This window comes from Streptomyces inhibens (assembly GCF_003389455.1).
Classification (GTDB): Bacteria; Actinomycetota; Actinomycetes; order Streptomycetales; family Streptomycetaceae; genus Streptomyces; species Streptomyces inhibens.
In genome coordinates this window covers 1-22774 of the sequence record NZ_QUAC01000474.1, presented here as the reverse complement: position 1 = coordinate 22774, position 22774 = coordinate 1, and the positions used below count along the sequence as shown (strand labels likewise).

Sequence of the window (22774 nt, the reverse complement as noted above, 5' to 3'; positions counted from 1 at the left end):
GCGTCCGCGCCCTGCCTGGCGGATGGCCGCCCAGCGGGGGGAGGTACGGACGCCGGGCGCGCCGCACACGCGCCCTGAGCCCCGGATGAGGGGTGTAACGAACCTTTCTACCGGACGGGCGCGGGCCCCGACGAGTCAGATTCATTACCCTCGGGTTCAGGAATCCGACAATAACGGCGAAATGCGCCAAAAACACAGAAGAGCCACCCATCTGGTGTCCGGAATCCGAGACATCGGAAGCGCTCCGGACGCCCCTTGCGCCTCACGGGTGACCGGTCTCCCTTGCGACACAAGGGCGCCACCCCCTCTTACTCGTCCGTTATCCGATTTTGACCTGTACAGCAGTCCGAATACCGGAGTCCGGATGGCAGGATTCCGTCACCAACCGAGGTCGCGACGCTCGAAGGTGTGTGCCCGACCCTTTTCGTCACGTCGGCTTCTCCATCCGCAGGAGGATCAGCATGACCGCAAGCACCATCCGTCGCCCGGCCGCCGGCAGGTCACGTACAGCCGTGGCCGCGGTGGCCGCGGTCGCCGCCTCGATGCTGCTGCTCAGCGCCTGTGGCGACCAGACGGACGCGGCCATCGCCAAGCGTGAGGCGCAGAAGAACCGCAACGTCAACGCGCCGCTGTTCAAGCTGCTGCCCAAGGACGTCCAGGAAAAGGGCCTGCTCCAGGTCGGCTCGGACATCACCTACAAGCCGGTGGAGTTCCGCTCCAACGGCGCGGTCGAGGGCATCGACCCCGATCTGGCGGCGGCGATGAGCAAGGAGCTGGGCATCAAGCTCAACTTCAACAACGCCACCTTCGACACCCTCATGGGCGGCCTGAAGTCCAAGCGCTACGACATCGCGATGTCGGCGATGACGGACACCAAGGAGCGCCAGGAGGGCATCGACAGCAACACCGGCAAGAAGATCGGCCAGGGCGTCGACTTCATCGACTACCTCAACGTCGGCGTCTCGCTCTACACCCAGAAGGGCAAGACCAAGGGCATCGACGGCTGGGAAACGCTGTGCGGCAAGAAGATCGCGGTACAGCGCGGCACCGTCTCGCACGATCTGGCCAAGGACAAGTCGAAGGCCTGCGAGAAGAACGACGAGCAGCCGATCGCCATCGAGGCGTTCGACAACGACTCCGAGGCCCAGACCCGGCTGCGTACCGGCGGTGTGGACGCCGTCTCCAGCGACTACCCGGTCGCGGCGTACGCGGTGAAGGTCTCCGGCAAGGGCAAGGACTTCCAGATGGTCGGCGGTGCGCCCCTGAAGGCGGCCCCGTACGGCATCGCGGTCCCCAAGGGCCAGGAGAAGCTGCGCGACGCGCTCAAGGCCGCCGTGGAACGCACGATCAAGAACGGCTCGTACGCCAAGGTCCTGGACACGTGGGACGTCAAGGACGCCGCGGTCAAGGAAGTGAAGCTCAATGGCGGCACCTGAGCCGCTCCGAGCCGTGCCCCCGTCCCCTCTGCGCACCTCCCGCCGAATGCTGAAAGGCAACACCCGTGTCAGTTGACGTCGACAAGTCGGCCCAGCCGCCGGCGGACGCTCCGCCGCCCCACCCCGAGCCCATCAAAGCCATCCCGGTCCGCCATTACGGGCGCTGGGTAGCGGCGATCGTCGTCATCGGGCTGGTCGCTCTGCTCTTCCGGGCCTTCGCCTCGGGGAACGTCAATTGGGACGCCATCCCGGAGTACTTGTTCAACGGGGACATCCTCAAGGGTCTGCGCAACACCCTGCTGATCACCGTGCTCTCGATGATCATCGGCGTCGTGGGCGGCGTGATCCTCGCCGTGATGCGCCAGTCCAAGAACCCGGTGACGTCCACGGTCGCGTGGTTCTACGTCTGGTTCTTCCGCGGTACGCCGGTCTACGTCCAGCTGTTCCTGTGGTTCAACCTGGGCCTGGTCTTCCAGTACATCGACATCATGCCGATCTACAAGGACGAGTGGTCGGACTTCATGACCCCGTTCCTGTGCGCGCTGCTGGGCCTCGGCCTGAACGAGGCGGCGTACATGGCGGAGATCTGCCGGGCCGGCCTCAACGCCGTCGACGAGGGCCAGACCGAGGCGGCGCACGCCCTGGGCATGAGCCACGGCAAGACGCTGCGCCGGATCATCGTGCCGCAGGCGATGCGGGTGATCGTGCCGCCGACCGGCAACGAGGTCATCAACATGCTGAAGACCTCATCGCTGGTCATCGCCGTCCAGTACTACGATTTGCTGCAAGCGGCGCAGAACGTCGGACGGGACTCCGGTGTCGTGGTGGAGATGCTGATCCTCGCCGCCGCCTGGTACCTGATCGCCACCACCGTGCTGAGCATCGGCCAGTACTACCTCGAGCGCTACTACGCCCGCGGCTCCAGCCGCCAGCTCCCGCCCACCCCGCTCCAGCGCGCCAAGGCGAGGCTGTCCGGCGGCTTCAACCGCGCCGGAGGTGCAGCATGACCACAAGCAAGATGACGACGAGCAAGGCCGCGGGTACCTCCGGTGGCCCGATGGTCAAGGCCGAGGGCGTCCACAAGTCCTTCGGCGCGGCCCACATCCTCAAGGGCATCGACCTGGAGGTCGCGCCGCGGGAGGTCTTCTGCCTGATCGGCCCGTCCGGCTCCGGCAAGTCGACGTTCCTGCGCTGCATCAACCACCTGGAGAAGGTCAACGCCGGCCGGCTGTCCGTCGACGGCGAACTGGTCGGCTACCGCGAGCACAACGGCAAGCTCTACGAGCTGCGCGACCGCGAGGTCGCCGCCCGCCGCCGCGACATCGGCATGGTCTTCCAGCGCTTCAACCTCTTCCCGCACATGACCGCGGTGGAGAACATCATGGAGGCGCCGATCCAGGTCAAGGGCGAGTCGAAGTCCGCCGCCCGGGAGCGGGCGGTCAAGCTCCTGGACCGCGTCGGGCTGTCCGACAAGGCCGGGAACTACCCCTCGCAGCTCTCCGGCGGCCAGCAGCAGCGCGTCGCCATCGCCCGTGCGCTGGCGATGGAGCCGAAGCTGATGCTCTTCGACGAGCCGACCTCGGCGCTGGACCCGGAGCTGGTCGGTGACGTCCTGGACGTCATGAAGGACCTGGCCGCCGACGGTATGACGATGATCGTCGTGACCCATGAGATGGGCTTCGCCCGCGAGGTCGGTGACTCGCTGGTCTTCATGGACGACGGTGTGGTCGTCGAATCCGGCCACCCGCGCGAGGTGCTCGGCAATCCGCAGCACGAGCGGACGAAGTCGTTCCTGTCGAAGGTGCTGTAACGCGACGGCTCGCTTCTTTCCTACGCGGTGGGGCCTTCTCCTTCGGGAGAAGGCCCCACCGCGGGTTTCGGCCCTACTTCAGGCCGAGCACCAGCGCGTCCGTGGGCGAGGACCACACCGCCCGGGCCTCCGCGAAGCCCGCGTCGTGCAGCGCGGCCGCATGCCACCGTGCCGACGGTGTGTCGCCGTCCGCGTGCTCGCCGTAGATCTCGAAGCGTTCGGCGGTCGGCCCGGCCAGCCGCGGGTCGGCGGCGGCCAGCTGCCACCACTCGGCCCAGTCGACGGCGCCGGCGGCCTTCGCCGCGTCCATCCGCGCATGCCGGAACGCCCGTTCCGCGGCATTGATCCGCGGGGTCGCCTCCTCGGGCATCCGGTCGGCGTTCATGAAGACCCCGCCGTCCCGCACCAGCTCGCCGAGCTGCCCGTAGAGCCCGCGCAGGTCCTCGGTGTGCAGCCAGTGCAGCGCGGTGGCGGTGAGCACCGCGTCGTACGACTCGTGCGGCAGCTTCGCCGTCCACCGCGGGTCCTTGAGATCGGCCCGTACGAAGCTGACCCGGGGCTCGCCCGCGAAGTACCCTTCCGCGATGGCCAGCAGCGCGGGATCGAGATCGACGCCCACACTCTCGGCCTTGGGGAACCGCTTCAGCAGCCGGTCGGAGATACTGCCCGTACCGCATGCCAGATCCAGCACCCGGGGCTCGGGGCCCACCAGCGCCTCGACCATGTCGAGCATCACCCGGAACCGCTCCTCGCGGTCGGGGAGGTACCACTCCTGCTGGCGGTCCCAACTGTTCTGCCACGCCTGCCAATCGGCGCCGGCGGCGGTCTCGGTCATCGCTTCCACTCCATGGCGTAATACCCTCGTACTAGCAACACCCATTACCGGGAACAAGCACTCCGCACCCTAGCCCCCGCCCGTAAGGACTACAAGTGGAACTGGCCTATTACTCGGACTATGCCGTGCGACTGGTCAACACCGAGCAGCCCGAGCGCGGCGGCGACACCCTGACCTCGGTGGAGGCCGTACGCGAACTCTTCGGCCCCGCCCAGCAGGCCGCCCGGCGCGCCACCGACAGTGATGTCACCCGGCTGCGCACGGTCCGCGCCCGGCTGCGCGCCGTCTTCGAGGCCGCCGACGCCGGCGACGAGGTCCTGGCCGTGGACCTGCTGAACGCCCTGATGATGGAGTTCCCGGTCAGCCCGCAGATCTCCGGCCACGAGTACCGGGACGACAACGGCCGCCCCAACTGGCACATGCACATCGCCGACCACGCCGCCAACGCGACCGCGGGCTTCACCGCGACCGCCTGTATGGGCCTGGCCTTCCATCTGACCGAACTGGGCGTGGACCGGCTGGGCATCTGCGAGGCGAGCCCCTGCCGCAACGTCTACCTGGACACCTCGACCAACCGCTCCCGGCGTTACTGCTCCGACCGCTGCGCCACCCGCGCCAACGTCGCCGCCTACCGCGCCCGCAAGCGCCTGGAGAGCGAGCGCTCGGCCCGCACCGGCCGGACCGCCGACACCGCCCAGGACAGCACCCCGGTGACCGACCGCTGAATCCCCCGCGGCGGCCGCACCCGCATCCATGCGCGCGCGATGACCAGCTCGTCCGGGACCACCCCGAACTCCCGGCTGTCGTTCTCGACGAACGGGTTGTCCCCCCGGACCCACCAGCCGCCGTCGCGCCGCTGCACGGCCCGCTTGACGATCAGCAGATCCTGCCGGAACGGGTGCCGCAGCACGACGACATCACCGGGCCGCACCGCCGCCCCGTACTGCACCACGAGCTGGTCACCGGGCTGCAGCGTCGGCACCATCGACGGGTTGTACACCTCGGCCAGCCCGAACGCCCGGAGCAGCCCGTTCCGCTCGTGCCCCGGCTCCACGCCCTCACCCTGCTCCGGCCCTCGCTCGTGCACCCGCTCCGGCATCCCGTACCTCCCGGTCAAACCCCGGTCCGACCCGCTCACCGGTCCATCCTCCATCAGTCCCACCTTGGCACTGGACTTTTGCCCTAAGTCCCCCGGGCCGCCCGAGAAAAGCCTTCCCGCACCGAGTAATCTCGCACCTGAGAAGACGATCACGAGGAAGGACTGAACATGCTTTCCCGCCTGTTCGCCCCCAAGGTCAAGGTCAGCGCCCACTGCGACCTGCCCTGCGGCGTGTACGACCCGGCCCAGGCCCGCATCGAGGCCGAGTCCGTCAAGGCCGTCCAGGAGAAGTACCAGGCCAACGAGGACGCGGACTTCCGCACCCGCGCCGTCCTGATCAAGGAGCAGCGCGCCGAGCTGGCCAAGCACCACGTCTCGGTGCTGTGGAGCGACTACTTCAAGCCCCCGCACTTCGAGAAGTACCCGGAGCTGCACCAGCTGGTCAACGACACCCTCAAGGCGCTCAGCGCCGCCAAGGGTTCCAACGACCCGGCGACCGGCCAGAAGGCCCTCGACTACATCGCCCAGATCGACAAGATCTTCTGGGAGACCAAGAAGGCCTGACTCCGGCCAGGGCGCCCGGCCCAGGGCCGGATCGCCTACCCACGCGTCCGCACCCGTTCCGATGCCTCCCGCCGATGGGCGGGTGGTGACGGGGCGGGTGCGGTCTTGCGGGCTTGCAGTCTTGCGGGCTTGTGGGCTTGCGGGCGTCGTCCACGGGCTTCCGGCGGCGGCTTCCGTCAGCGCTTTCCGTCGGCGTTTTGCGTGCGGGGCTTGTGGATCCGGTGCAGACCGCCGGCGGCCATTCCTCTGACGGGCAGCTCGGCCGGTGCCGCGCCGGACGGGCCCATGCCCTTGGCCGCCGCCCTTCCGTAGCGGCTCGCCAGCGGGGCCGAGGTGAGGCCGTGTGCGAGGACGCTGAGCAGCACGGTGCAGGCGACCACCGGAACGACCGGCTGTGCGCCGGCGGGGGCGAGCTCCTCCACCGCGAGCAGCCCGAAGATGATCGAAGCCAGACCGCGGGGCCCGAACCAGCCCACGAACAGCACCGTTCCGGCGTCCAGGCCGCTTCCGATCAAGGACAGCGCCACCGGCAGCATGCGGATCACCGTCAGGCTCAGCACCGCGTAGACCACGACCTGCCAGGTGAAGTGGGCGAACGCCTCCGGAAGCAGGACGGCGCCGAAAACCAGCCATACCAGCACGGAAAGCAGCGAGGCGGACTGCTCGACGTACAGCAGCACCCGCCGCGGTGCACCGTGCGTCGTACCGAAGGCCAGACCGGCGACGAAGGCGGCGACGAAGCCGTTGCCGCCGATCGCGAGGGCGGATGTGTAGCCCAGGAGGGCCAGGGCCAGGACGCCGACGCCGGCGAAGTCCTCCGCCGCCCAGCCTCGGCGGAGCGTGGTCCTCAGCAGCCATCCGGCGGCCAGTCCGACCACCGCGCCGTACGCCGCACCGACGGCGAGCTGCACCAGGGCATGACCGGAGGCGTCCGGTCCCGCGGTGCCCTGGGCCGCGGACATTCCGGCCAGGGCGAGCACCACCAGCGGCGTGACGATGCCGTCGTTGAGGCCGCTCTCCACGTTGATGAGCCGGCGGATCCTGGCCGGCACCTCCGGGTTGACCATCATCGTCGCGCCGAGCGCGGCATCCGTCGGCGCGAGCGCGGCCCCGACATACAGGGCGGCCCACCCCGAAACGCCGGGAAGGAGTGCGGACGCCAGCAGCGTGCCGAGTCCCACACACAGGGGCAGCCCGATTCCCAGCAGCCGTACACAGAGGCCGAGTTCCGGCCGCAGGGCCCGGAGGGAGAGCCGCGCGGCGTCGGTGAAGAGCACCCAGACCAGGGTGATCTCCGCGAGCACCTTGACCGTCTCGTGCGGGAGGGCGAGGTCGAGGACCCCGGTGCCCTCGCCGAGCAGAAGGCCCGTCAGCACGAAGGCGGCCGGAGCGGTGAGTTCGAAGCGCTCCATCCGCCGCGAGCACAGGCACCACAGGAACAGCAGGAGCAGGACCAGGGAAAAGCTGCCGTCCACGGGGGTCTCCAGGGCTTGGCCGGGCCGGCCTTCGGGGCTCCCACTCTCGGCCATCGCCACGGTGCCCGGCCGCTCCCGGAAGGCCGGGGCGGTGCCTTTCACGCGGTTGGTCGAAGGCCGGTGGCTGATCGCCGGAGGCTCTGCCGCGGGCCGATGGGCGCGGCGGAGGAGAGAAGGAAGAGAGACGGAAGGGGGCCGAGAGATTTCTGTGGTGGTGTCGATCCGGACGAGGGGCGTTCGTCGCGTTAGTAAGGGGACGGAATCGGGCCATCGGCCGGCGGCCGTTTCCGGCCATCGATTCCGCCCCGTTCAGACCGATGGACACGCAGAGGAGATCGCGATGCGCTACATGATGCTGCTCAAGATCGACGAGAAGTCGATGCCGGCCGGCGGGCCCGGCCCCGAGTTGATGGAGGAGATCGGGAAGCTGATCGACGAGATGACCAAGGCCGGGGTGCTGCTGGACACCGCCGGTCTGACGCCGACGGCGCAGGGGACCCGGGTGCATCTGTCCGGTGGGAAGCTGAGCGTGACCGACGGGCCGTTCACCGAGGCGAAAGAGGTGATCGGCGGGTACCTGCTCATCCAGGCCGCGTCGAAGGAGGAGGCGGTCGAATGGGCGTCGCGGTTCCTGCGGATGCACGGGAGCGAGTGGGAGCTGACGGCGGAGATCCGGCAGGTGGAGGAGGTGCCGGGGGCCGGTGCGTAAGGCGGCGGTCCGGCCCGCCGGACATCCGGCGTACCGGACGGGAGCGCCGTGCGCCCGTTCCGCGGTTCGGATTGCCGCGGCGGGGCCCGGGTGCTCTGATGGGTGCCCGTGACGGCAACAGGCGATACTCATCGCGCGATCGAAGCGGTGTTCAGGATCGAGTCGGCGCGGCTGATCGCCGGGCTGACGCGGATCGTGCGGGATGTGGGGCTGGCCGAGGAGCTGGCGCAGGACGCTCTGGTGGCCGCACTGGAGCGGTGGCCGAAAACCGGTGTCCCGGACAATCCGGGGGCCTGGCTGATGGCCACCGCCAAGCACCGGGCCATCGATCTGTTGCGCCGGCAGGAGCGGCTGGCCCGCAAGGTGGAGACGCTCGGGCACGAGGCGGAGCGCGAACCCACCTGGGCGGAGGCCGATTTCGAGCGGGTCCTGGACACCGAGGTGATCGAGGACGATCTGCTGCGGCTGGTGTTCATCGCCTGTCATCCGGTGCTGTCCACCCAGGCGCGGGTCGCGCTGACCCTGCGGCTGCTGGGCGGCCTGCGGACCGATGAGATCGCCCGCGCGTTCCTGGTGTCGGAGGCGACCGTCGCGCAGCGGATCGTACGGGCGAAGAAGACGCTCGCCGCGGCGCGGGTGCCGTTCGAGGTGCCGGCCAGGGAGGAGTTGGCCGAGCGGCTCTCGTCGGTGCTGGAGGTCATCTATCTGGTCTTCAACGAGGGGTACGCGGCGACGGCCGGGGACGACTGGATGCGTCCGGCGCTGTGCGAGGAGGCGCTGCGGCTGGGGCGGATCGTGGCCGGGCTGCTGCCCGAGGAGCCGGAGGCGCACGGGCTGGTGGCGCTGATGGAGATCCAGGCGTCGCGGTCGGCGGCGCGGACCGGGCCGACGGGTGAGCCGGTGCTGCTGCTGGAGCAGAACCGGTCGCGCTGGGACCGGCTGCTGATCCGGCGCGGGCTGGCCGCCCTCGCCCGCGCCGAGGAGCTGGGCGGGACGGTCGGGTCGTACGCCCTGCAGGCCGCGATCGCCGCCTGCCATGCGCGGGCGCGCACCGCCCAGGAGACGGACTGGCCGCGGATCGCGGTGCTGTACGAGGCGCTGGCGCAGGTCGCGCCGTCCCCGGTCGTGGAGTTGAACCGGGCGGTCGCGGTGGGCATGGCGTTCGGGGCCGAGCAGGGTCTGGCCGTCGCGGACGGGCTGGCGGAGGAGCCGGCGCTGGCGGGCTATCACCTGCTGCCGAGCGTACGGGGCGACCTGCTGGCCCGGCTGGGGCGCGCGGCGGAGGCGCGGGAGGAGTTCCTGCGGGCGGCCGCGCTGACCCGTAACGCCCGCGAGCGGGCGCTGCTGGAGGAGCGGGCCAGGGAGCAGGAGTTCCCCGCGTGAGCCGCTTTCGCGGGCCTCTTCCGAGCCGGCCGGGCGGGCGTTTTCCGAGCCGGCCGGGCGGGCGTTTCCCGAGCCGGCCTACTGGGCGTTACCGACCCACCGGCAGTGGTCCGTCATGCCGTACGAGCCATGCCCGGTACGCCTCGCTCGCCCAGGCGATCTCCATGTACGCGGCGGTCAGATCGGCGAACAGGTCGTCGGCGGGGGCGGCCGGGGTGCCGTCCTGGCGGCAGGCCATGAGCAGGCGGACCGCCAGCGGGTCGCCGTACAGCGGGCGGATGGCCATGCCGTGCCGGGAGCGGGCGGTCGGCTGGCAGGGGGTGACCACCTCGCCGGCCGTGACGAGGTCCACGGTGGTGAGGTAATCACCGTGGACGACGCGGGGTTTGATGCCGGCCGCGGCCCAGATACGGCGCAGGCCCGCCCACTCGCCGTCCACGGTCGGATCGACCATCCACTGGTCGTCGGCGAGGTCCGCCACCCGGACGATCTCCTGGGCGGCCGCGGGGTGGGTGTCCGCCAGGGCGATGAACTGCGGTTCCCTGGCGATGAGTTCATGCTCGACCAGGCCGTCGGGGATCCGTAGCGGCGCGCCCTCGACCTCATGGACGAAGGCGGCGTCGAGCTGCCCCGTCGCGACCATGTGCAACAGCGCATTGGCGGACACATCGGTCCTTATCGTGGTGTCCGTCTCCGGCAGCCGCACCCGCAGCCGGCGCAGCCAGCCGGCGACCGCGGGGCTGTTGGTGCTGCCGATGTTCAGCCGGGCGCCCTGCTCGCGGAGCGAGGCCGAGGCGACCTCGTCGACAAGCGCCCGCATTTCGGCCACTATCGGCCGGGCCCGGCACAGCACGGAATGACCCAGGGGGGTGGGCCGGCTGCCGGTCGGTTCACGGAAGAAGAGCTGGCCGCCGAGGGCCTTTTCGATGCGGTGGAGCTGGGTCGTCAAGGAGGGCTGGCTCATGCCGAGTTGCCGCGCCGCCTTGCGTACGCTGCCTGAGTCGGCGATGGCACACAATGCGCGAAGATGCCTTACCTCGAGCTCCACGTCGGGAGCATAACGACGTCGGCATACGTCACACCAGACTTTCAAACCTGTCCGAACTTGTTCTTTTTCCCGGGGTATTGGCTGAAGCTATCGCCACCTGGCATCTCCGTCTCACGGGTGAACTCCGTCCAGACTCAACGGCACCAAGAAATCCGCAGGGCCCCGGTCGCCGCCCCACACGGCGACCGTACGGCCCTCGGAACTAAGGAGCCCCCCACATGAGAACTCCCAAGACGGCGCTGTCGGCGGCGCTCGGTCTGGGCCTCGCTGCCGCGCTCGCAGCCGCAGCGCCGGTTTCGGCAGCTTCCCCCTCCTCCCACGCCAACTCCTCCCACAGCACCCGCGCCTCGATCGCGGCGTACAACGGATCGACGGCCGAGAAGGCCGACACCAAGGCGTTCTTCGAGGCCGTGATGAAGTCGGCCAGGGCCAAGATGAAGGCCCACCCGAACGCGGCCTCGGTCACCGTCACCTATGACGCCAGCGCGGCCCCGACGTTCGCGAACCAGATATCCGAGAGCGCCTCGATCTGGAACAGCGCCGTTTCGAACGTGAAGCTGCAGGAAGGCAGCGGCGGCGACTTCCAGTACCGCGAGGGCAACGACCCGCGTGGTTCGTACGCCAGCACCGACGGTCACGGCAAGGGCTATGTCTTCCTGGACTACCAGCAGAACCAGGAGTACAACTCCACCCGCGTGACCGCGCACGAGACCGGCCATGTGCTGGGTCTGCCGGACCACTACGAGGGTCCGTGCAGCGAGCTGATGTCCGGCGGCGGCCCCGGCACGTCCTGCCAGAACACCAAGCCGGACGCGAACGAGAGCGCCCAGGTGGACCAGCTCTGGGCGAACGGTCTGGCCGGCGTCCACTTCGGCAAGGCCTCCTGACGTCCGGCGAAGGTCCCTGACGTACGAAGCAGGCCCGATGAAGTAACGAAGTTCGGCGGTGGCCCGCGGTCCTGACCGTGCTGACGGCGGTCGGGCCCGCGAACGGCCTGGGACTGACGAGTGCCGGAACCTGGCGGCCGGCCCTCGTATCCCCACCAGTCCTCGCATCTCCTGCGCCGTCCACGCGGTGGGGCTCCTCTCCGAGCCCCACCGCTTTCGTTTGACATCGCCAAACATGGGATGTTCCCATCACCGGTGGAATGAGACGGCAGGGCAGGGCTTCAGCGCTCGCTCCGCGCTCCCGCGAAGAAGGAGGACGGCGCCGATGCCGCTGCGCAGCACCGCCCGCACCAGCCTGGTCGACCTGGTCATCGAGCAGATGGAGCGGCTGATCACCGAGGGCGAATGGGAGGTCGGGGCGAAGATCCCGGCCGAGCCCGTGCTGGTCGAGCAGCTCGACGTCGGGCGGAACACCGTCCGCGAGGCGGTCCGCGCGCTGGTGCACACCGGGATGCTGGAGCCGCGGCAGGGCGACGGGACATACGTCCGCGCCAGCAGCGACTTCGGCGCGGCCGTGCAGCGGCGGCTGCGGCGGGCCGAGCACCTGGAGGCGTACGAGGTGCGCGCCAGCCTGGAGCGCGATGCCGCGCGCTATGCCGCCGAGCGCCGCACCGACGAGGATCTCGCCGCGCTGCGCGGCGCGCTGGCCGAGCGCGGCCGGGCCTGGGACCGCGGTGATGTGGCCGCCTTCATCGACGCGGACATGCGCTTTCACCGCGCGGTCGCGGCCGCCGCCCACAACAGCGTGCTGGCCGAGCTGTACGAGCACCTCAGCGACGCCTTGCGCGGAACACTGCAGGCGGTGGTCGGCACGCCGCTGCCCGACGCGGTACGCCACCAGCTCGATGCGCACACCGCCATCGTCGACGCCATCGAGGCGGGGGACGCCGAGGCCGCCGAGCGGGCCGCGCTGGCGCACCTCACGGAGGCGATGAACGCCCTGCGCGAGCCGCCGGCGGAGCACCGGGCCGGCACCCGCCACACCCACCCCGAAGGCGACGCGCATGCGTGAGGCAGGAGGACCGGCGGTCACGGCGGAACGGCCCGCCACCGCCGCACAAGAGGGGCCGGTTGCCGCACCGGCCGAGGCCCCGCCTGGCGTCACCGGGCGCCGCGCCCTGCACCTCGGTATCGGCGTCGTCCTGCTGGCGCTGAATCTGCGCCCCGCACTGGTCGCCGTCTCCCCGCTCGCCGGCACCATCCGCGACGACAGCGGGATGTCGGCCGCCGCCACGAGTCTGCTCACCGCCCTGCCGCTGCTCTGCTTCGGTCTGCTGGCGCCGCTCGCCCCGCGGCTGGGGCGGCGGTGGGGCATGGAGCGCTCGCTGCTCGGCACGATGGCGCTGATCTGCGCGGGCACCGCGCTGCGGATGCTGGATTCGGTCGTGGCGCTGTTCGCCGGGACGGTGGTGATCGGCGCCGGGATAGCCGTCGCCAATGTCCTGCTGCCCGGCCTGATCAAGCGGGACTTCCCGGCCAGGGCCGGTCTGATGACCGGTCTGTACTCCATGTCGCTCTTCGGCGGCGCCGCGCTCGCGGCCGGCGTCACGGTGCCCGTCCAGCAGGCCGCCGGCCTGAGCTGGCAGACCACGCTGGCCTGCTGGGGATCACTGGCGGTCCTGGCACTGCTGGTCTGGCTGCCGCGGATCCGCAGCCGTACGCGGATGCCTGCGGCCGCGGCCCGGCAGGCGGCGCACCCGGTGCGCGGCCTGTGGCGCGATCCGCTGGCCTGGCAGGTCACCGGCTACATGGGCCTGCAGTCGCTGAGCTACTACGCGGCCGCCGCCTGGCTGCCGACGATGCTCACGGACGCCGGACTGAGCCCGGGCGACGCCGGCTGGATGCTCTCCTTCTCCTCGCTGCTGGGCATCACGGGCTCGTTCCTCGCACCGGTCGTCGTCGGCCGCCGGATACGGGCCGGAGTGCTGGCCACCGTAGGCGCGCTGCTGTGCGCGGCGGGCTTCGTGGGCGTGCTGCTCGCGCCGGCCGACGGCACCTACCTCTGGATGGTGCTGCTGGGCCTCGGCCAGGGCGCGGCGATCAGTCTGGCGCTGCTCTTCATCGTCCAGCGCGCGCCGGACGCCCGGCACACCGCCCAACTCTCCAGCATGGCCCAGTGCTTCGGCTACATCCTCGCCGCCACCGGGCCGGCCGTCCTGGGCGCGGTGCACGACGCCTCCGGCAGCTGGACGGTTCCGCTGGCGGTCCTCCTGGCACTGCTGCTCCCGCAGATCGCCATGGGCCGACTGGCCGCGCGGCCACGGCACGTCGCGGGGCGGTAGCGGGCCCAGGTCAAGGGCGGGGCTGCTCAGGCCGGTAGCGACGGGCCATCGCCGCCAGCGTCCGGGCCAGTTGGGCGCGGAGCTGGGCCGGGGCGAGGACCTCGGCGTCGGCGCCCAGCTTGAGGAGTTCGGGCAGAGCCTGTGCCACGGACTCGATCGGGACCGTCACCCGTATCCAGCCCTCGGCGTCCGGGCGCGCGGCGGTGCGCCGCGCGGCCTCGGCCATCGCGGGATTCCACAGGTGGGGCAGCCGGTCGAGGGTGTCCGGGGCGAGCCGCACGGTCGCCTCGTCCTGATGGCGACGCGTCTCGAACGACTTCAGATAGCGCTGCCAGTGACCGGCGAGATCGAATCCGTCCGGCCGCTCGAACCGCTCGTCCAGGACGTGCAGCTCCACGATCCGCGCGATGCGGTACGTACGGGGGCCGGCGGGGTCGTCCGTACCGCCAGCGCGGGCCCGCTCGCCGGCGCCGGCGCCGCCCGCCACCAGGTACCAGTGACCCGCCTTGAGCACCAGCCCGTACGGCCACACCGTGCGGCTGACCTCGTGCGGCTCGGCCCAGCGCAGATAGCGCATCCGCACGGCGCGCCGGTGCCAGACCGCATCCGCCACCGCGGTCAGATGCGGGGTGCGCTCGCCGTCGCGGTACCACCCCGGGGCATCGAGGTGGAACCGCTCGGTGATCCGGCCGGCCCGGTCGCGCAACTCGGCGGGGAGCGCGGCCATCAGCTTGAGCTGTGCGGCGGTCACCACCGCGCCCAGCCCGAGGTCGGCGGCGGCCGCGGGCAGCCCGGTCAGGAACAGCGCATCGGCCTCGTCGCCGGTGAGCCCGGTCAGCCGGGTGCGGAATCCGCCCAGCAGCCGGTACCCGCCGTCGTGCCCCGGCTCCCCGTACAGCGGCACACCGGCCGCGCCCAGGGATTCCATATCGCGGTAGACCGTACGCACGGACACCTCCAGGGCATCCGCCAGCTCCTGCGCGGTCATGCGCTCCCGGGTCTGCAGCAGCAACAGGATGGACAGCAATCGGCTCGCGCGCATACGGGAAAGTCTCCGGCACACCACTGACAGAAGGTGTCAGTGGACCGTCGTTACCGTCCGCGCCATGAACACCAACGTGAACAGCGACATGAACTCCGACACGCACACCGACGTGACCGGCGCCGGGGACATCGCCGGGGAAATCGGCAGGGAAATCGCCGTCGATATCGACCAGTTCGTGGACCGCTACATCGCCGTCTGGAACGAGCCCGACCCCGTGGCCCGCCGCCGCCGTATCGCCGAAGTGTGGGCCGCCGACGCCGTCGAACTCACCCCGGAGGCGCGCTACCAGGGCCTGGAAGCGCTTGAGGAGCGGGTCACCTCGGCCCACAACCAGTTGGTGCGGGACGGCGGTCACCTCTTCCGCTCCGCAGGGGACGCGACCGCCCACCACGGCGCCGTCAGCTTCACCACCCATATGATCCCCGCGGCCGGCGGCGCTATCGCCTGGACCGGCCGCACCTTCGCCACTCTCGACGAGGACCGCCGCATCCGGTACGAGTACCAGTTCACCGTGGACCTCACGAAGGCCCCGGCCTAGGGCCGTACCGCCCAGAGCTGGCTGGAGCCGCCTAGAGCCAGCCATTCCGCTTGAAGCCGCGGTGGATCACCCAGCAGACGGCCACGATCAGCACCATCACCAGCGGATAGCCGAACGTCCAGTGCTTTTCCGGCATATGGTCGAAATTCATGCCGTACACGCCGCAGACCATGGTCGGTACGGCCAGGATCGCGACCCAGGCGCTGATCCGGCGCATGTCCTCGTTCTGGGCGACGGTGACCTGGGCGAGATGCGCCTGAAGTATGGAGTTGAGCAGTTCGTCGAAGGCGGTGATCTGTTCGGTGACCCGGTCGAGGTGGTCGGCGACGTCCCGGAAGTACGTCTTGATCCGGGGGTCGACCTGCCGCATCGACTGGGTCGCCAGCTCCTGCATCGGCCGGTCCAAGGGGGCCACCGCGCGCTTGAGTTCCAGCAGCTCGCGCTTGAGCTGGTAGATCCGGCCGGCCCCGCCGCTGCCCCGTACGGAGAAGACCTCGCTCTCGACGTCGTCTATGTCGTCCTGGACGGCGGCCGTGACATCGAGATAGTCGTCCACGACGAGGTCGGCGACGGCGTGGAGCACGGCGGACGGGCCGAGCGCCAACTGCTCGGGCACACACTCCAGTTGCTCGCGGAGCGGGCCCAGCGAGCCATGGCCGCCGTGCCGTACCGTGATCACGAAGTCGGTGCCGGTGAAGACCATGATCTCGCCGGTCTCCACCACCTCACTGGTGTCGGTGAGCCGGTCGTGCTCGACATAGCGGACCGTCTTGAAGACGGTGAACAGCGAGTCGTCGTAGTGCTCCAGCTTGGGCCGCTGGTGGGCGTAGACCGCGTCCTCGACGGCGAGCGGATGCAGCCCGAACAGCTCGACAATTCCGGCGAATTCCGCCTCGGACGGCTCATGCAGCCCGATCCAGACAAATCCGCTCTTGGATTGACGAACCCGGCGTATCGCCACATCTGCCGGATGGTTGCCGTCCTGCCGCACGCCGTCCACGTACACCGCGCAGTTCACCACGGCGGTGCCGAGCGGCGAGCGCGCCGGGTGGCTGAGGTCGACCCCCCGGGTGCGCGGCTGCGGCAGCCGGACGGCCTTGCGGAGGTTGCTGATCATCGACACCGGGCCAGTATGGCCCGCGAGAGGCCGCGAACGGTACGGCAAAGGGGCTGTTTTTACCCGGCGGAGTGAGGCGAAGACGCTGGGTCGAACGGCTCCGTCCGGGCCGTTTCCCCTCGTGTGCGCCGGACAGGTCCTAGGCGTGCGGCCCCACCGTGACCGTGCCCATCGTCAACTCCGCGGTGCCTTCCAGGATTTCGCCCACCCGCAGCACCTGGGTGTCCAGGGCGCGCCGCTGCCGGGCGGTCAGCGGCGTCAGCGGCTCGACCGTGAGGTGGATCCGGCGGCCCGAGCGGCGCTGGTGCCAGACGCCGGCGACGGTGCCGTCGATCAGCAGCACGGGGAAGTTCCCGGCCTGCCGCCCGGCCAGCGCGCGCTTCGCCGCCCGGCCGGGGAAGAGCAGATCGCGGGGCCGGCAGGCGATGCCGTAGGCGTCGAAGTAGGGCAGCAGCCGGACCCCGGAGGGCTCCGCCGCGGGGGGCGCGGTGTCGCCGGCCAGGATCCAGGCGGGCGAGCCGGCGAAGTCGACCTGCTGGAGGTCGTCGGCGAGGGTGGCGAAGAGGCCGGCAGCCCAGGCGGGCGGGGCGCCGACCCAGGTCGCGAAGTCCTGCGAGGTGGCCGGGCCGTAGGCGTACAGATAGCGCCGTACGAGTGCGGCGAGGGCGGTCGGGCCGTCCGCCGGCCGGAAGCCGGGCCGGGCGCGCCGGGGGCTGGTGTAGGTGACCTTGCGGCCCCGGTTGGGGCCGAAGCACAGGACGCCGCGCCGGCCGGCCCGGTGCATGACCTGCCGCCAGCGCGGCCACATCCCCTGGAAGGCGGGCATCACCAGGTCGCCGGCCCATGGCCCGGTGGCGGCGACCACCGCCTCGCCCAGCTCGTCGATGGTCAGCTCGGCGTCCGCCAGCGCGTCCTCGATCGCGGCCAGCACCTGCTCCGTCTGCTCGGGGGTGAGCCGCACGTCCGGGGCGAAGGGGCCGGCGCCGGCCGGTACGGCCGACAGCGCGCCGGTCCACATCGGCAGGTCGGCGGCGGGCAGCAGATGCACCGTGCCGCGCGGGCCGTACGTCTTGACCAGGCTGTGGTCGGTCCACAGGGCGTCACGCACGGCGGTGCGGGTGCCGCGGTCGGTCCGCAGCATGAGCGAGAGCTCGGCCGCGGACAGCACCTGGGCATGCGCCCCGCACATCGCCGCGGCGATCCCCGCGGGGTCCTGCGCCGCCGGCTCCCCGGCGAGCCCGGAGCGCTCCAGTCGGCGGGCGCCGGCCTCGGTCCAGGTCATGGTCGTGGTGGTGGGCACGGCTGGTGGCTCCTTGGCTCGTGGGGTGCCGGGCGGGGTGCGGGCGGCGGTCGCTCAGGAGACCAGGACGGGCTGCTGCCGTTCCGTCCCCGCGCCGGTCTGCGGCGCCGCGTGCTCCGCCGGGTGCTGCGTACGGACCCGCCGCGGCAGCAGGAACAGCAGGCCGAAGACGAGGGCCAGGCCGCCCGCGACCCACCACAGGGCGTGGGTGGTGGCGTCGATGAACGAGGCACCGGGCGCGGCGCCGCCCGTCTTACCCGTATCGCCGACGACCCCGAAGAAGGCCACCGACGACAGGGCCAGGCCCAGCGCCATGCCCAGCTGGCCGGTGGTGTTGAAGATGCCGGACGCCGAACCGGAGTGCTCGGCCGGTACCTCGGAGATCGCCGAGTCGGTGATCGGGGCGACGATCAGGCCCATACCGGCGCCCATCAGGAGCATCGCCGGCGCCATCTGCCAGGACTGCATGGCGGTGCCGTAGCGCCCGGCCTCCCAGATGTAGAGCAGCGCACCCGAGAGCATGATCAGCGCGCCGGCCTGCAGGACCTTACGGCCGAAGCGCGGCACCAGCTTCTGGACGGAGATCCCGGCCGCGGCCGAGCAGGCCAGCGAGAACGGCACTCCGGTCAGTCCGGCGTGCAGCGCGCCCCAGCCCAGGCCCAGCTGCATATAGAGCGTCCAGATCAGGAAGAAGAGGCCGCTGACGGCGCCGAAGGTCAGCTGGACGCCGACGCCCGCCGCGAAGGTCTTGACCTTGAAGAGGGAGAGTTCGACGAGCGGCGAGCCGTCCTTGCGGGCCTTGGCGCGCTCGTACCGTACGAAGACCGCCAGCACGAGCGGGCTCGCGGCCATCGAGACAAAGCCCCACAGCGGCCAGCCGGACTCCCGTCCCTGGGTGAGCGGGTAGAGCAGCATCAGCAGGCCCACGGTGGCCAGCGCGGTGCCGACGAGGTCGAGGCGCAGTGCGCGCGGGGCCCTGGACTCGGTGATGAAGCGGCGGCCGAGCAGGATGCCGGCGATCCCGACCGGCAGGTTGATCAGGAAGATCGGGCGCCATTGCAGGCCGAGGAGATCGCCCTCGGTGAGCAGCGCGCCGATCAGCGGACCACAGACCGCGCCGAGGCCGATCACCGCGCCGAACATCCCGAAGACCTTGCCGCGCTCATGGGCGGGAAAGCTGACGTGGATGATCGCCAGCACCTGCGGCACCATCAGCGCGGCCATCGCACCCTGTAGCACCCGCGCACCGACCAGCATCCCCGGCGTCGCGGCGAGGCCGCACAGCGCGGAGGCGAGGGTGAAGCCGGCCATGCCGAGCAGGAACAGCTTCTTGCGGCCGTAGATGTCGCCGAGCCGGCCGCCGGTGATCAGGCCGATGGCGAAGGCGAGGGCGTAGCCGGCGGTGACCCACTGCAGGGCGCTGAAGGTCGCGCCGGTGTCCCGCTGGATGCTCGGGATGGCGATGTTGACGATGGTCGCGTCGACCAGGTCCATGAAACTGGCGGTCAGGACGACGGCGAGCGCGGTCCAGCGTCTGCGGTCGGCCGCCGGGGCCGGGTCGGCCGCCTCGTGGGCCGCGGGCACGGTCGTGGTCATGGGGTTCTCCAGGGATCGGCGCTTTCGACGTCTTCGACACTAGAAGCCATCTAGGACAGTTCCGGTCCTACTGGGAGCGGCATCATCGATCCCATGAGTGAGACATCGGCACGACTGCTGAACCTGCTGTCCCTGCTGCAGACCCCACGCGAATGGCCCGGCAGCGAGCTGGCCGGGCGGCTGGGGGTCACCTCCCGGACGATCCGCCGCGATATCGAGCGGCTGCGCGAGCTGGGCTATCCCGTGCACGCCACGATGGGCGCGGAGGGCGGCTACCGGCTGGCCGCGGGTACCGCGATGCCACCGCTGCTGCTCGACGACGAGGAGGCGGTGGCCATCGCGGTGGGCCTGCGCTCGGCCGCCGGCCACACGATCGCGGGCATCGAGGAGGCGTCCGTACGGGCGCTCGCCAAGCTCGAACAGGTGCTGCCGGCCCGGCTGCGGCGCCGGGTGGGCACGCTCGGCACGGCCACCGTCCCGATGCCGTCCGGCGACGGCCCGACCGTCGACCCGGAGCATCTGACGGTGCTGGCCGCGGCCATCACCAACCACGAGCGGCTGCGCTTCGGCTACCGGGCGGGCGCCGGCGCCCGCAGCAAGCGCCTGGTGGAGCCGCACCGGCTGGTCGCGTCGGGCCGGCGCTGGTATCTCGTGGCGTACGACAACGACCGCGAGGACTGGCGGATCTTCCGGGTGGACCGGCTGAGCGAGCCGTTCCCCACCGGCGTACGGACCCCGCCGCGCGAGCTGCCCGCCGCCGACGCAGGCGCCTATGTCCGGGAGCGGATGCAGGGGACGGCTCCCACCCACCGGGCGGTGGCGACGGTGTACGCGCCGGCCGCCGAGGTGGCTGCCCGGCTGGGCGGGCCGGCGGCGGGCGGGGTCGAACCGCTCGACGAGGCGTCCTGCCGCTGGCGCAGTGCGCCCGATTCGCTGGAGTGGCTGGCGATGCGGCTGGCCATGCTGGGGCGCGAGTTCACGGTGCATGAGCCGCCGGAGCTGGCCGCGTATCTGCGGGCGATGGGCGGCCGGGTGACCCGCGCGGCGGGGGTGGAGGGGGCGGCAACGGATGCGGCGGTGGAGGACGCCGTGGACACACCCTCGTGACGGAATACCCCTAGGGGGTATATGGTTCCGGAGGAACACGCACTCGCCGCACACCGAGGAGCAGTCATGACCACCGCGATCGGAGAGCACCGGGTCGAGCTGGAGATCGGCGGGATGACCTGCGCCTCGTGCGCCGCCCGTATCGAGAAGAAGCTCAACCGCATGGAGGGGGTCACCGCCACCGTCAACTACGCCACCGAGAAGGCGCAGGTGGCGGTCGCGGAGGGCAGCGGGGTCGAGACCGCCGACCTGATCGCCACCGTGGAGAAGACCGGCTACACCGCCGCGCTCCCCGAGCCGCCGGTCAGCGCGCCGGCCACCGCCGGGACCCCCGGCGGCGAAGGCCTGGACGGACCGGACGACCGGGCCCCCGACGCACTGGCCCCGCTCCGGCAGCGCCTGCTGATCTCCCTGGTCCTCACCGTCCCGGTGGTCCTGATGGCGATGGTCCCGCCGCTGCAGTTCACCAACTGGCAGTGGCTGTCGCTGACCCTGGCCGCCCCGGTGGTGGCGTGGGGCGCCTGGCCGTTCCACAAGGCCGCCTGGACCAATCTGCGGCACGGCGCCGCCACGATGGACACCCTCATCTCGATGGGCACCCTCGCGGCGCTCGGCTGGTCGCTGTGGGCGCTGTTCTTCGGCACCGCGGGCATGCCCGGTATGACGCACCCCTTCGAGCTGGCCATCGCCCGCACCGACGGCAGCGGGTCCATCTATCTGGAGGCCGCGGCTGGCGTCACCACGTTCATCCTGGCCGGCCGCTACTTCGAGGCCCGCTCGAAGCGGAAGGCGGGCGCGGCGCTACGGGCACTGTTCGAACTGGGCGCCAAGGATGTCGCCGTGCTCCGCGAGGGACGCGAAGTCCGCATCCCCACCGCCGAACTCGGCGTCGGCGACCGTTTCGTCGTACGGCCCGGGGAGAAGATCGCCACCGACGGGAAGGTGGTGGAGGGCGCCTCCGCCGTGGATGCGTCGATGCTCACCGGTGAGTCCGTCCCGGTCGAGGTCTCCCCCGGCGACACCGTCACCGGCGCCACCGTCAACGCGGGCGGCCGGCTGATCGTCGAGGCCACCCGGATCGGCGCGGACACCCAGCTCGCCCGGATGGCGCGGCTGGTCGAGGACGCCCAGAACGGGAAGGCCGCGGCGCAGCGGCTGGCCGACCGGATCTCCGCGGTGTTCGTCCCGGTCGTGATCGCGCTCGCCCTCGCCACCCTCGGCTACTGGCTCGGCACCGGCGAGGGCGCGGTGGCCGCCTTCACCGCCGCCGTCGCCGTCCTGATCATCGCCTGCCCGTGCGCCCTGGGGCTGGCCACCCCGACCGCGCTGATGGTCGGCACCGGCCGCGGCGCCCAGCTCGGCATCCTGCTCAAGGGGCCCGAGGTGCTGGAGTCGACCCGCCGGGTGGACACCATCGTCCTGGACAAGACCGGCACGGTCACCACCGGCGTGATGACGCTGACCGGGGTCCATCTCGCCGAGGGCGTCGAGGAGGCGCAGGTGCTGCGGCTGGCCGGCGCGCTGGAGCACGCCTCCGAGCACCCCATCGCCCGCGCCATCGCGGCCGGCGCCGAGTCCCGTACCGGGAGCCTGCCCACCCCCGAGGACTTCGTGAACGTCCCGGGCCTGGGCGTCCAGGGAGTCGTCGAGGGGCACGCCGTCCTGGTGGGCCGCGAGCAGCTGCTGAACGAGTGGACCCAGTTCCTGTCGCCCGAGCTGGCCGCCGCCAAGGCAGCGGCCGAGGCCGAGGGCCGTACCGCGGTCACCGTCGGCTGGGACGGTGCGGCGCGTGCGGTGCTGGTCGTGTCGGACGCGGTCAAGCCCACCAGCGCCGAGGCCGTGCGCCGGCTGCGCGCGCTGGGGCTCACGCCGGTGCTGCTGACCGGCGACAACAAGGCCGTCGCCGAGGCGGTCGCGGCCGAGGTCGGCATCGACGAGGTGATCGCCGAGGTCCTCCCCGAGGACAAGGTCGCCGTCGTCGCACGACTGCGGTCCGAAGGCCGCACGGTCGCGATGGTCGGCGACGGCGTCAATGACGCTGCCGCACTGGCCACCGCCGACCTGGGGCTCGCGATGGGCACCGGCACCGACGCCGCCATCGAAGCCGGCGACCTCACCCTCGTACGGGGCGATCTGCGCGCCGCGGCGGACGCCATCCGGCTGGCCCGCGCCACCCTCGGCACCATCCGCACCAATCTGTTCTGGGCGTTCGGCTACAACGTCGCCGCACTGCCGCTGGCCGCCGCCGGCCTCCTCAACCCGATGATCGCCGGCGCCGCGATGGCCTTCTCCTCGGTCTTCGTCGTCGGCAACAGCCTGCGGCTGCGGCGCTTCCGGGCGCTGGCCTAGGGACTCACGGGGCGTACGGGACGCGCCCTTGACCGGAGCAATACCGCAGGGAAGCCGTACATCTGCCGTTGGATCGGGCGGGCTGCTGCCTCTGCGCGCGCCCGCCCCGCCGCCCTCGCGCGGCGGGGCGGGCC

At 71.2% G+C, this 22774-nt stretch carries 21 protein-coding genes; 13 read left to right on the top strand and 8 right to left on the bottom strand.

Features of this window, described 5'->3' with window-relative positions; genetic code table 11:
- Positions 1-461 precede the first annotated feature (461 nt).
- The 3 genes from DY245_RS41235 to DY245_RS41225 all read left to right on the top strand — a co-directional run bounded on the left by DY245_RS41235 (position 462) and on the right by DY245_RS41225 (position 3246).
- Positions 462-1436 carry an ABC transporter substrate-binding protein gene (locus DY245_RS41235; protein ID WP_128512248.1) on the top strand — a complete coding sequence of 325 codons (975 nt, stop codon included), beginning with the start codon at positions 462-464 and terminating at the stop codon, positions 1434-1436.
- Between the two features lie 65 nt (positions 1437-1501).
- On the top strand, positions 1502-2443 hold the full coding sequence (locus tag DY245_RS41230) for an amino acid ABC transporter permease (RefSeq protein WP_128512247.1): 942 nt from the start codon (positions 1502-1504) through the stop codon (positions 2441-2443).
- Between the two features lie 50 nt (positions 2444-2493).
- Positions 2494-3246 (top strand): amino acid ABC transporter ATP-binding protein, encoded by a 753-nt coding sequence (locus DY245_RS41225; RefSeq protein ID WP_128512261.1) that lies wholly within the window; start codon positions 2494-2496, stop codon positions 3244-3246.
- A gap of 73 nt (positions 3247-3319) precedes the next feature.
- Here DY245_RS41225 and DY245_RS41220 read toward each other — a convergent pair whose 3' ends face one another.
- A complete protein-coding gene (locus DY245_RS41220) occupies positions 3320-4081 on the bottom strand; it encodes a class I SAM-dependent methyltransferase (protein ID WP_128512246.1) in 762 nt (253 codons plus the stop codon).
- 95 nt (positions 4082-4176) lie between these two features.
- Between DY245_RS41220 and DY245_RS41215 the strand changes: the two genes are divergently transcribed.
- Positions 4177-4806, top strand: a complete 630-nt coding sequence (locus DY245_RS41215) for a CGNR zinc finger domain-containing protein (RefSeq protein ID WP_128512245.1) — start codon at positions 4177-4179, stop codon at positions 4804-4806.
- On the opposite strand, the gene sodX is transcribed toward DY245_RS41215, so the two are convergent.
- Complete coding sequence (sodX, locus tag DY245_RS41210) at positions 4710-5180, bottom strand: nickel-type superoxide dismutase maturation protease (protein WP_128512244.1); 471 nt, start codon at positions 5178-5180, stop codon at positions 4710-4712. The two genes, DY245_RS41215 and sodX, sit on opposite strands and share 97 nt — an antisense overlap.
- A 168-nt stretch (positions 5181-5348) precedes the next feature.
- Between sodX and sodN the strand changes: the two genes are divergently transcribed.
- Positions 5349-5744 carry a superoxide dismutase, Ni gene (sodN, locus tag DY245_RS41205; RefSeq protein ID WP_030085982.1) on the top strand — a complete coding sequence of 132 codons (396 nt, stop codon included), beginning with the start codon at positions 5349-5351 and terminating at the stop codon, positions 5742-5744.
- A 176-nt stretch (positions 5745-5920) separates the two neighbouring features.
- Here sodN and DY245_RS41200 read toward each other — a convergent pair whose 3' ends face one another.
- A complete protein-coding gene (locus tag DY245_RS41200) occupies positions 5921-7321 on the bottom strand; it encodes a cation:proton antiporter (RefSeq protein ID WP_244943585.1) in 1401 nt (466 codons plus the stop codon).
- Between the two features lie 238 nt (positions 7322-7559).
- Here DY245_RS41200 and DY245_RS41195 point away from each other — a divergent pair, with 238 nt between their 5' ends.
- Together DY245_RS41195 and DY245_RS41190 are read left to right on the top strand one after the other, a co-directional pair.
- Positions 7560-7928: a YciI family protein gene (locus tag DY245_RS41195; RefSeq protein WP_128512243.1), complete on the top strand. Its 369-nt coding sequence runs from the start codon at positions 7560-7562 to the stop codon at positions 7926-7928.
- Between the two features lie 102 nt (positions 7929-8030).
- A complete protein-coding gene (locus DY245_RS41190; protein WP_220377997.1) occupies positions 8031-9311 on the top strand; it encodes an RNA polymerase sigma factor in 1281 nt (426 codons plus the stop codon).
- Between the two features lie 88 nt (positions 9312-9399).
- Here DY245_RS41190 and DY245_RS41185 read toward each other — a convergent pair whose 3' ends face one another.
- On the bottom strand, positions 9400-10359 hold the full coding sequence (locus DY245_RS41185) for a LysR family transcriptional regulator (RefSeq protein WP_280525056.1): 960 nt from the start codon (positions 10357-10359) through the stop codon (positions 9400-9402).
- 218 nt (positions 10360-10577) lie between these two features.
- Between DY245_RS41185 and snpA the strand changes: the two genes are divergently transcribed.
- From snpA to DY245_RS41170, 3 genes are all read left to right on the top strand, one after another.
- Positions 10578-11246: a snapalysin gene (gene snpA, locus DY245_RS41180; RefSeq protein WP_128512241.1), complete on the top strand. Its 669-nt coding sequence runs from the start codon at positions 10578-10580 to the stop codon at positions 11244-11246.
- Between the two features lie 325 nt (positions 11247-11571).
- The gene (locus DY245_RS41175; RefSeq protein ID WP_128512240.1) at positions 11572-12318 is read left to right on the top strand and encodes a FadR/GntR family transcriptional regulator; all 747 of its coding nucleotides are present in this window, start codon (positions 11572-11574) and stop codon (positions 12316-12318) included.
- Complete coding sequence (locus tag DY245_RS41170; protein ID WP_128512238.1) at positions 12311-13588, top strand: CynX/NimT family MFS transporter; 1278 nt, start codon at positions 12311-12313, stop codon at positions 13586-13588. Before DY245_RS41175 ends, DY245_RS41170 begins: the two co-directional genes overlap by 8 nt.
- A 10-nt stretch (positions 13589-13598) precedes the next feature.
- Here DY245_RS41170 and DY245_RS41165 read toward each other — a convergent pair whose 3' ends face one another.
- The gene (locus tag DY245_RS41165) at positions 13599-14630 is read right to left on the bottom strand and encodes a helix-turn-helix transcriptional regulator (RefSeq protein ID WP_128512237.1); all 1032 of its coding nucleotides are present in this window, start codon (positions 14628-14630) and stop codon (positions 13599-13601) included.
- A gap of 64 nt (positions 14631-14694) precedes the next feature.
- Here DY245_RS41165 and DY245_RS41160 point away from each other — a divergent pair, with 64 nt between their 5' ends.
- The gene (locus DY245_RS41160; RefSeq protein WP_244943583.1) at positions 14695-15171 is read left to right on the top strand and encodes a hypothetical protein; all 477 of its coding nucleotides are present in this window, start codon (positions 14695-14697) and stop codon (positions 15169-15171) included.
- A 31-nt stretch (positions 15172-15202) separates the two neighbouring features.
- Here the strand turns inward: DY245_RS41160 and DY245_RS41155 are convergent, their stop codons facing one another.
- The 3 genes from DY245_RS41155 to DY245_RS41145 form a co-directional block, all read right to left on the bottom strand.
- Positions 15203-16288: a magnesium and cobalt transport protein CorA gene (locus tag DY245_RS41155; protein ID WP_128512257.1), complete on the bottom strand. Its 1086-nt coding sequence runs from the start codon at positions 16286-16288 to the stop codon at positions 15203-15205.
- Positions 16289-16427: 139 nt separating this feature from the next.
- Positions 16428-17570 (bottom strand): winged helix DNA-binding domain-containing protein, encoded by a 1143-nt coding sequence (locus tag DY245_RS41150; protein WP_128512256.1) that lies wholly within the window; start codon positions 17568-17570, stop codon positions 16428-16430.
- A 72-nt stretch (positions 17571-17642) separates the two neighbouring features.
- Complete coding sequence (locus DY245_RS41145) at positions 17643-19184, bottom strand: MFS transporter (protein WP_128512236.1); 1542 nt, start codon at positions 19182-19184, stop codon at positions 17643-17645.
- 93 nt (positions 19185-19277) lie between these two features.
- On the opposite strand from DY245_RS41145, the gene DY245_RS41140 reads away from it, so the two are divergent.
- Both DY245_RS41140 and DY245_RS41135 read left to right on the top strand, forming a co-directional pair.
- Positions 19278-20291 (top strand): helix-turn-helix transcriptional regulator, encoded by a 1014-nt coding sequence (locus DY245_RS41140; RefSeq protein WP_128512235.1) that lies wholly within the window; start codon positions 19278-19280, stop codon positions 20289-20291.
- A gap of 66 nt (positions 20292-20357) precedes the next feature.
- Positions 20358-22640 (top strand): heavy metal translocating P-type ATPase, encoded by a 2283-nt coding sequence (locus tag DY245_RS41135; RefSeq protein ID WP_128512233.1) that lies wholly within the window; start codon positions 20358-20360, stop codon positions 22638-22640.
- Positions 22641-22774: the final 134 nt, after the last annotated feature.

What these genes read in the sequence shown, in the direction of transcription:
- DY245_RS41235 (WP_128512248.1), top strand. Translation starts at nt 462, where the DNA reads ATGACCGCAAGCACCATCCGTCGCCCGGCCGCCGGCAGGTCACGTACA.
- DY245_RS41225 (WP_128512261.1), top strand. Translation starts at nt 2,494, where the DNA reads ATGGTCAAGGCCGAGGGCGTCCACAAGTCCTTCGGCGCGGCCCACATC.
- DY245_RS41220 (WP_128512246.1), bottom strand. Translation starts at nt 4,081, where the DNA reads ATGACCGAGACCGCCGCCGGCGCCGATTGGCAGGCGTGGCAGAACAGT.
- sodX (WP_128512244.1), bottom strand. Translation starts at nt 5,180, where the DNA reads ATGCCGGAGCGGGTGCACGAGCGAGGGCCGGAGCAGGGTGAGGGCGTG.
- sodN (WP_030085982.1), top strand. Translation starts at nt 5,349, where the DNA reads ATGCTTTCCCGCCTGTTCGCCCCCAAGGTCAAGGTCAGCGCCCACTGC.
- DY245_RS41195 (WP_128512243.1), top strand. Translation starts at nt 7,560, where the DNA reads ATGCGCTACATGATGCTGCTCAAGATCGACGAGAAGTCGATGCCGGCC.
- snpA (WP_128512241.1), top strand. Translation starts at nt 10,578, where the DNA reads ATGAGAACTCCCAAGACGGCGCTGTCGGCGGCGCTCGGTCTGGGCCTC.
- DY245_RS41175 (WP_128512240.1), top strand. Translation starts at nt 11,572, where the DNA reads ATGCCGCTGCGCAGCACCGCCCGCACCAGCCTGGTCGACCTGGTCATC.
- DY245_RS41170 (WP_128512238.1), top strand. Translation starts at nt 12,311, where the DNA reads ATGCGTGAGGCAGGAGGACCGGCGGTCACGGCGGAACGGCCCGCCACC.
- DY245_RS41165 (WP_128512237.1), bottom strand. Translation starts at nt 14,630, where the DNA reads ATGCGCGCGAGCCGATTGCTGTCCATCCTGTTGCTGCTGCAGACCCGG.
- DY245_RS41160 (WP_244943583.1), top strand. Translation starts at nt 14,695, where the DNA reads ATGAACACCAACGTGAACAGCGACATGAACTCCGACACGCACACCGAC.
- DY245_RS41155 (WP_128512257.1), bottom strand. Translation starts at nt 16,288, where the DNA reads ATGATCAGCAACCTCCGCAAGGCCGTCCGGCTGCCGCAGCCGCGCACC.
- DY245_RS41150 (WP_128512256.1), bottom strand. Translation starts at nt 17,570, where the DNA reads ATGACCTGGACCGAGGCCGGCGCCCGCCGACTGGAGCGCTCCGGGCTC.
- DY245_RS41145 (WP_128512236.1), bottom strand. Translation starts at nt 19,184, where the DNA reads ATGACCACGACCGTGCCCGCGGCCCACGAGGCGGCCGACCCGGCCCCG.
- DY245_RS41140 (WP_128512235.1), top strand. Translation starts at nt 19,278, where the DNA reads ATGAGTGAGACATCGGCACGACTGCTGAACCTGCTGTCCCTGCTGCAG.
- DY245_RS41135 (WP_128512233.1), top strand. Translation starts at nt 20,358, where the DNA reads ATGACCACCGCGATCGGAGAGCACCGGGTCGAGCTGGAGATCGGCGGG.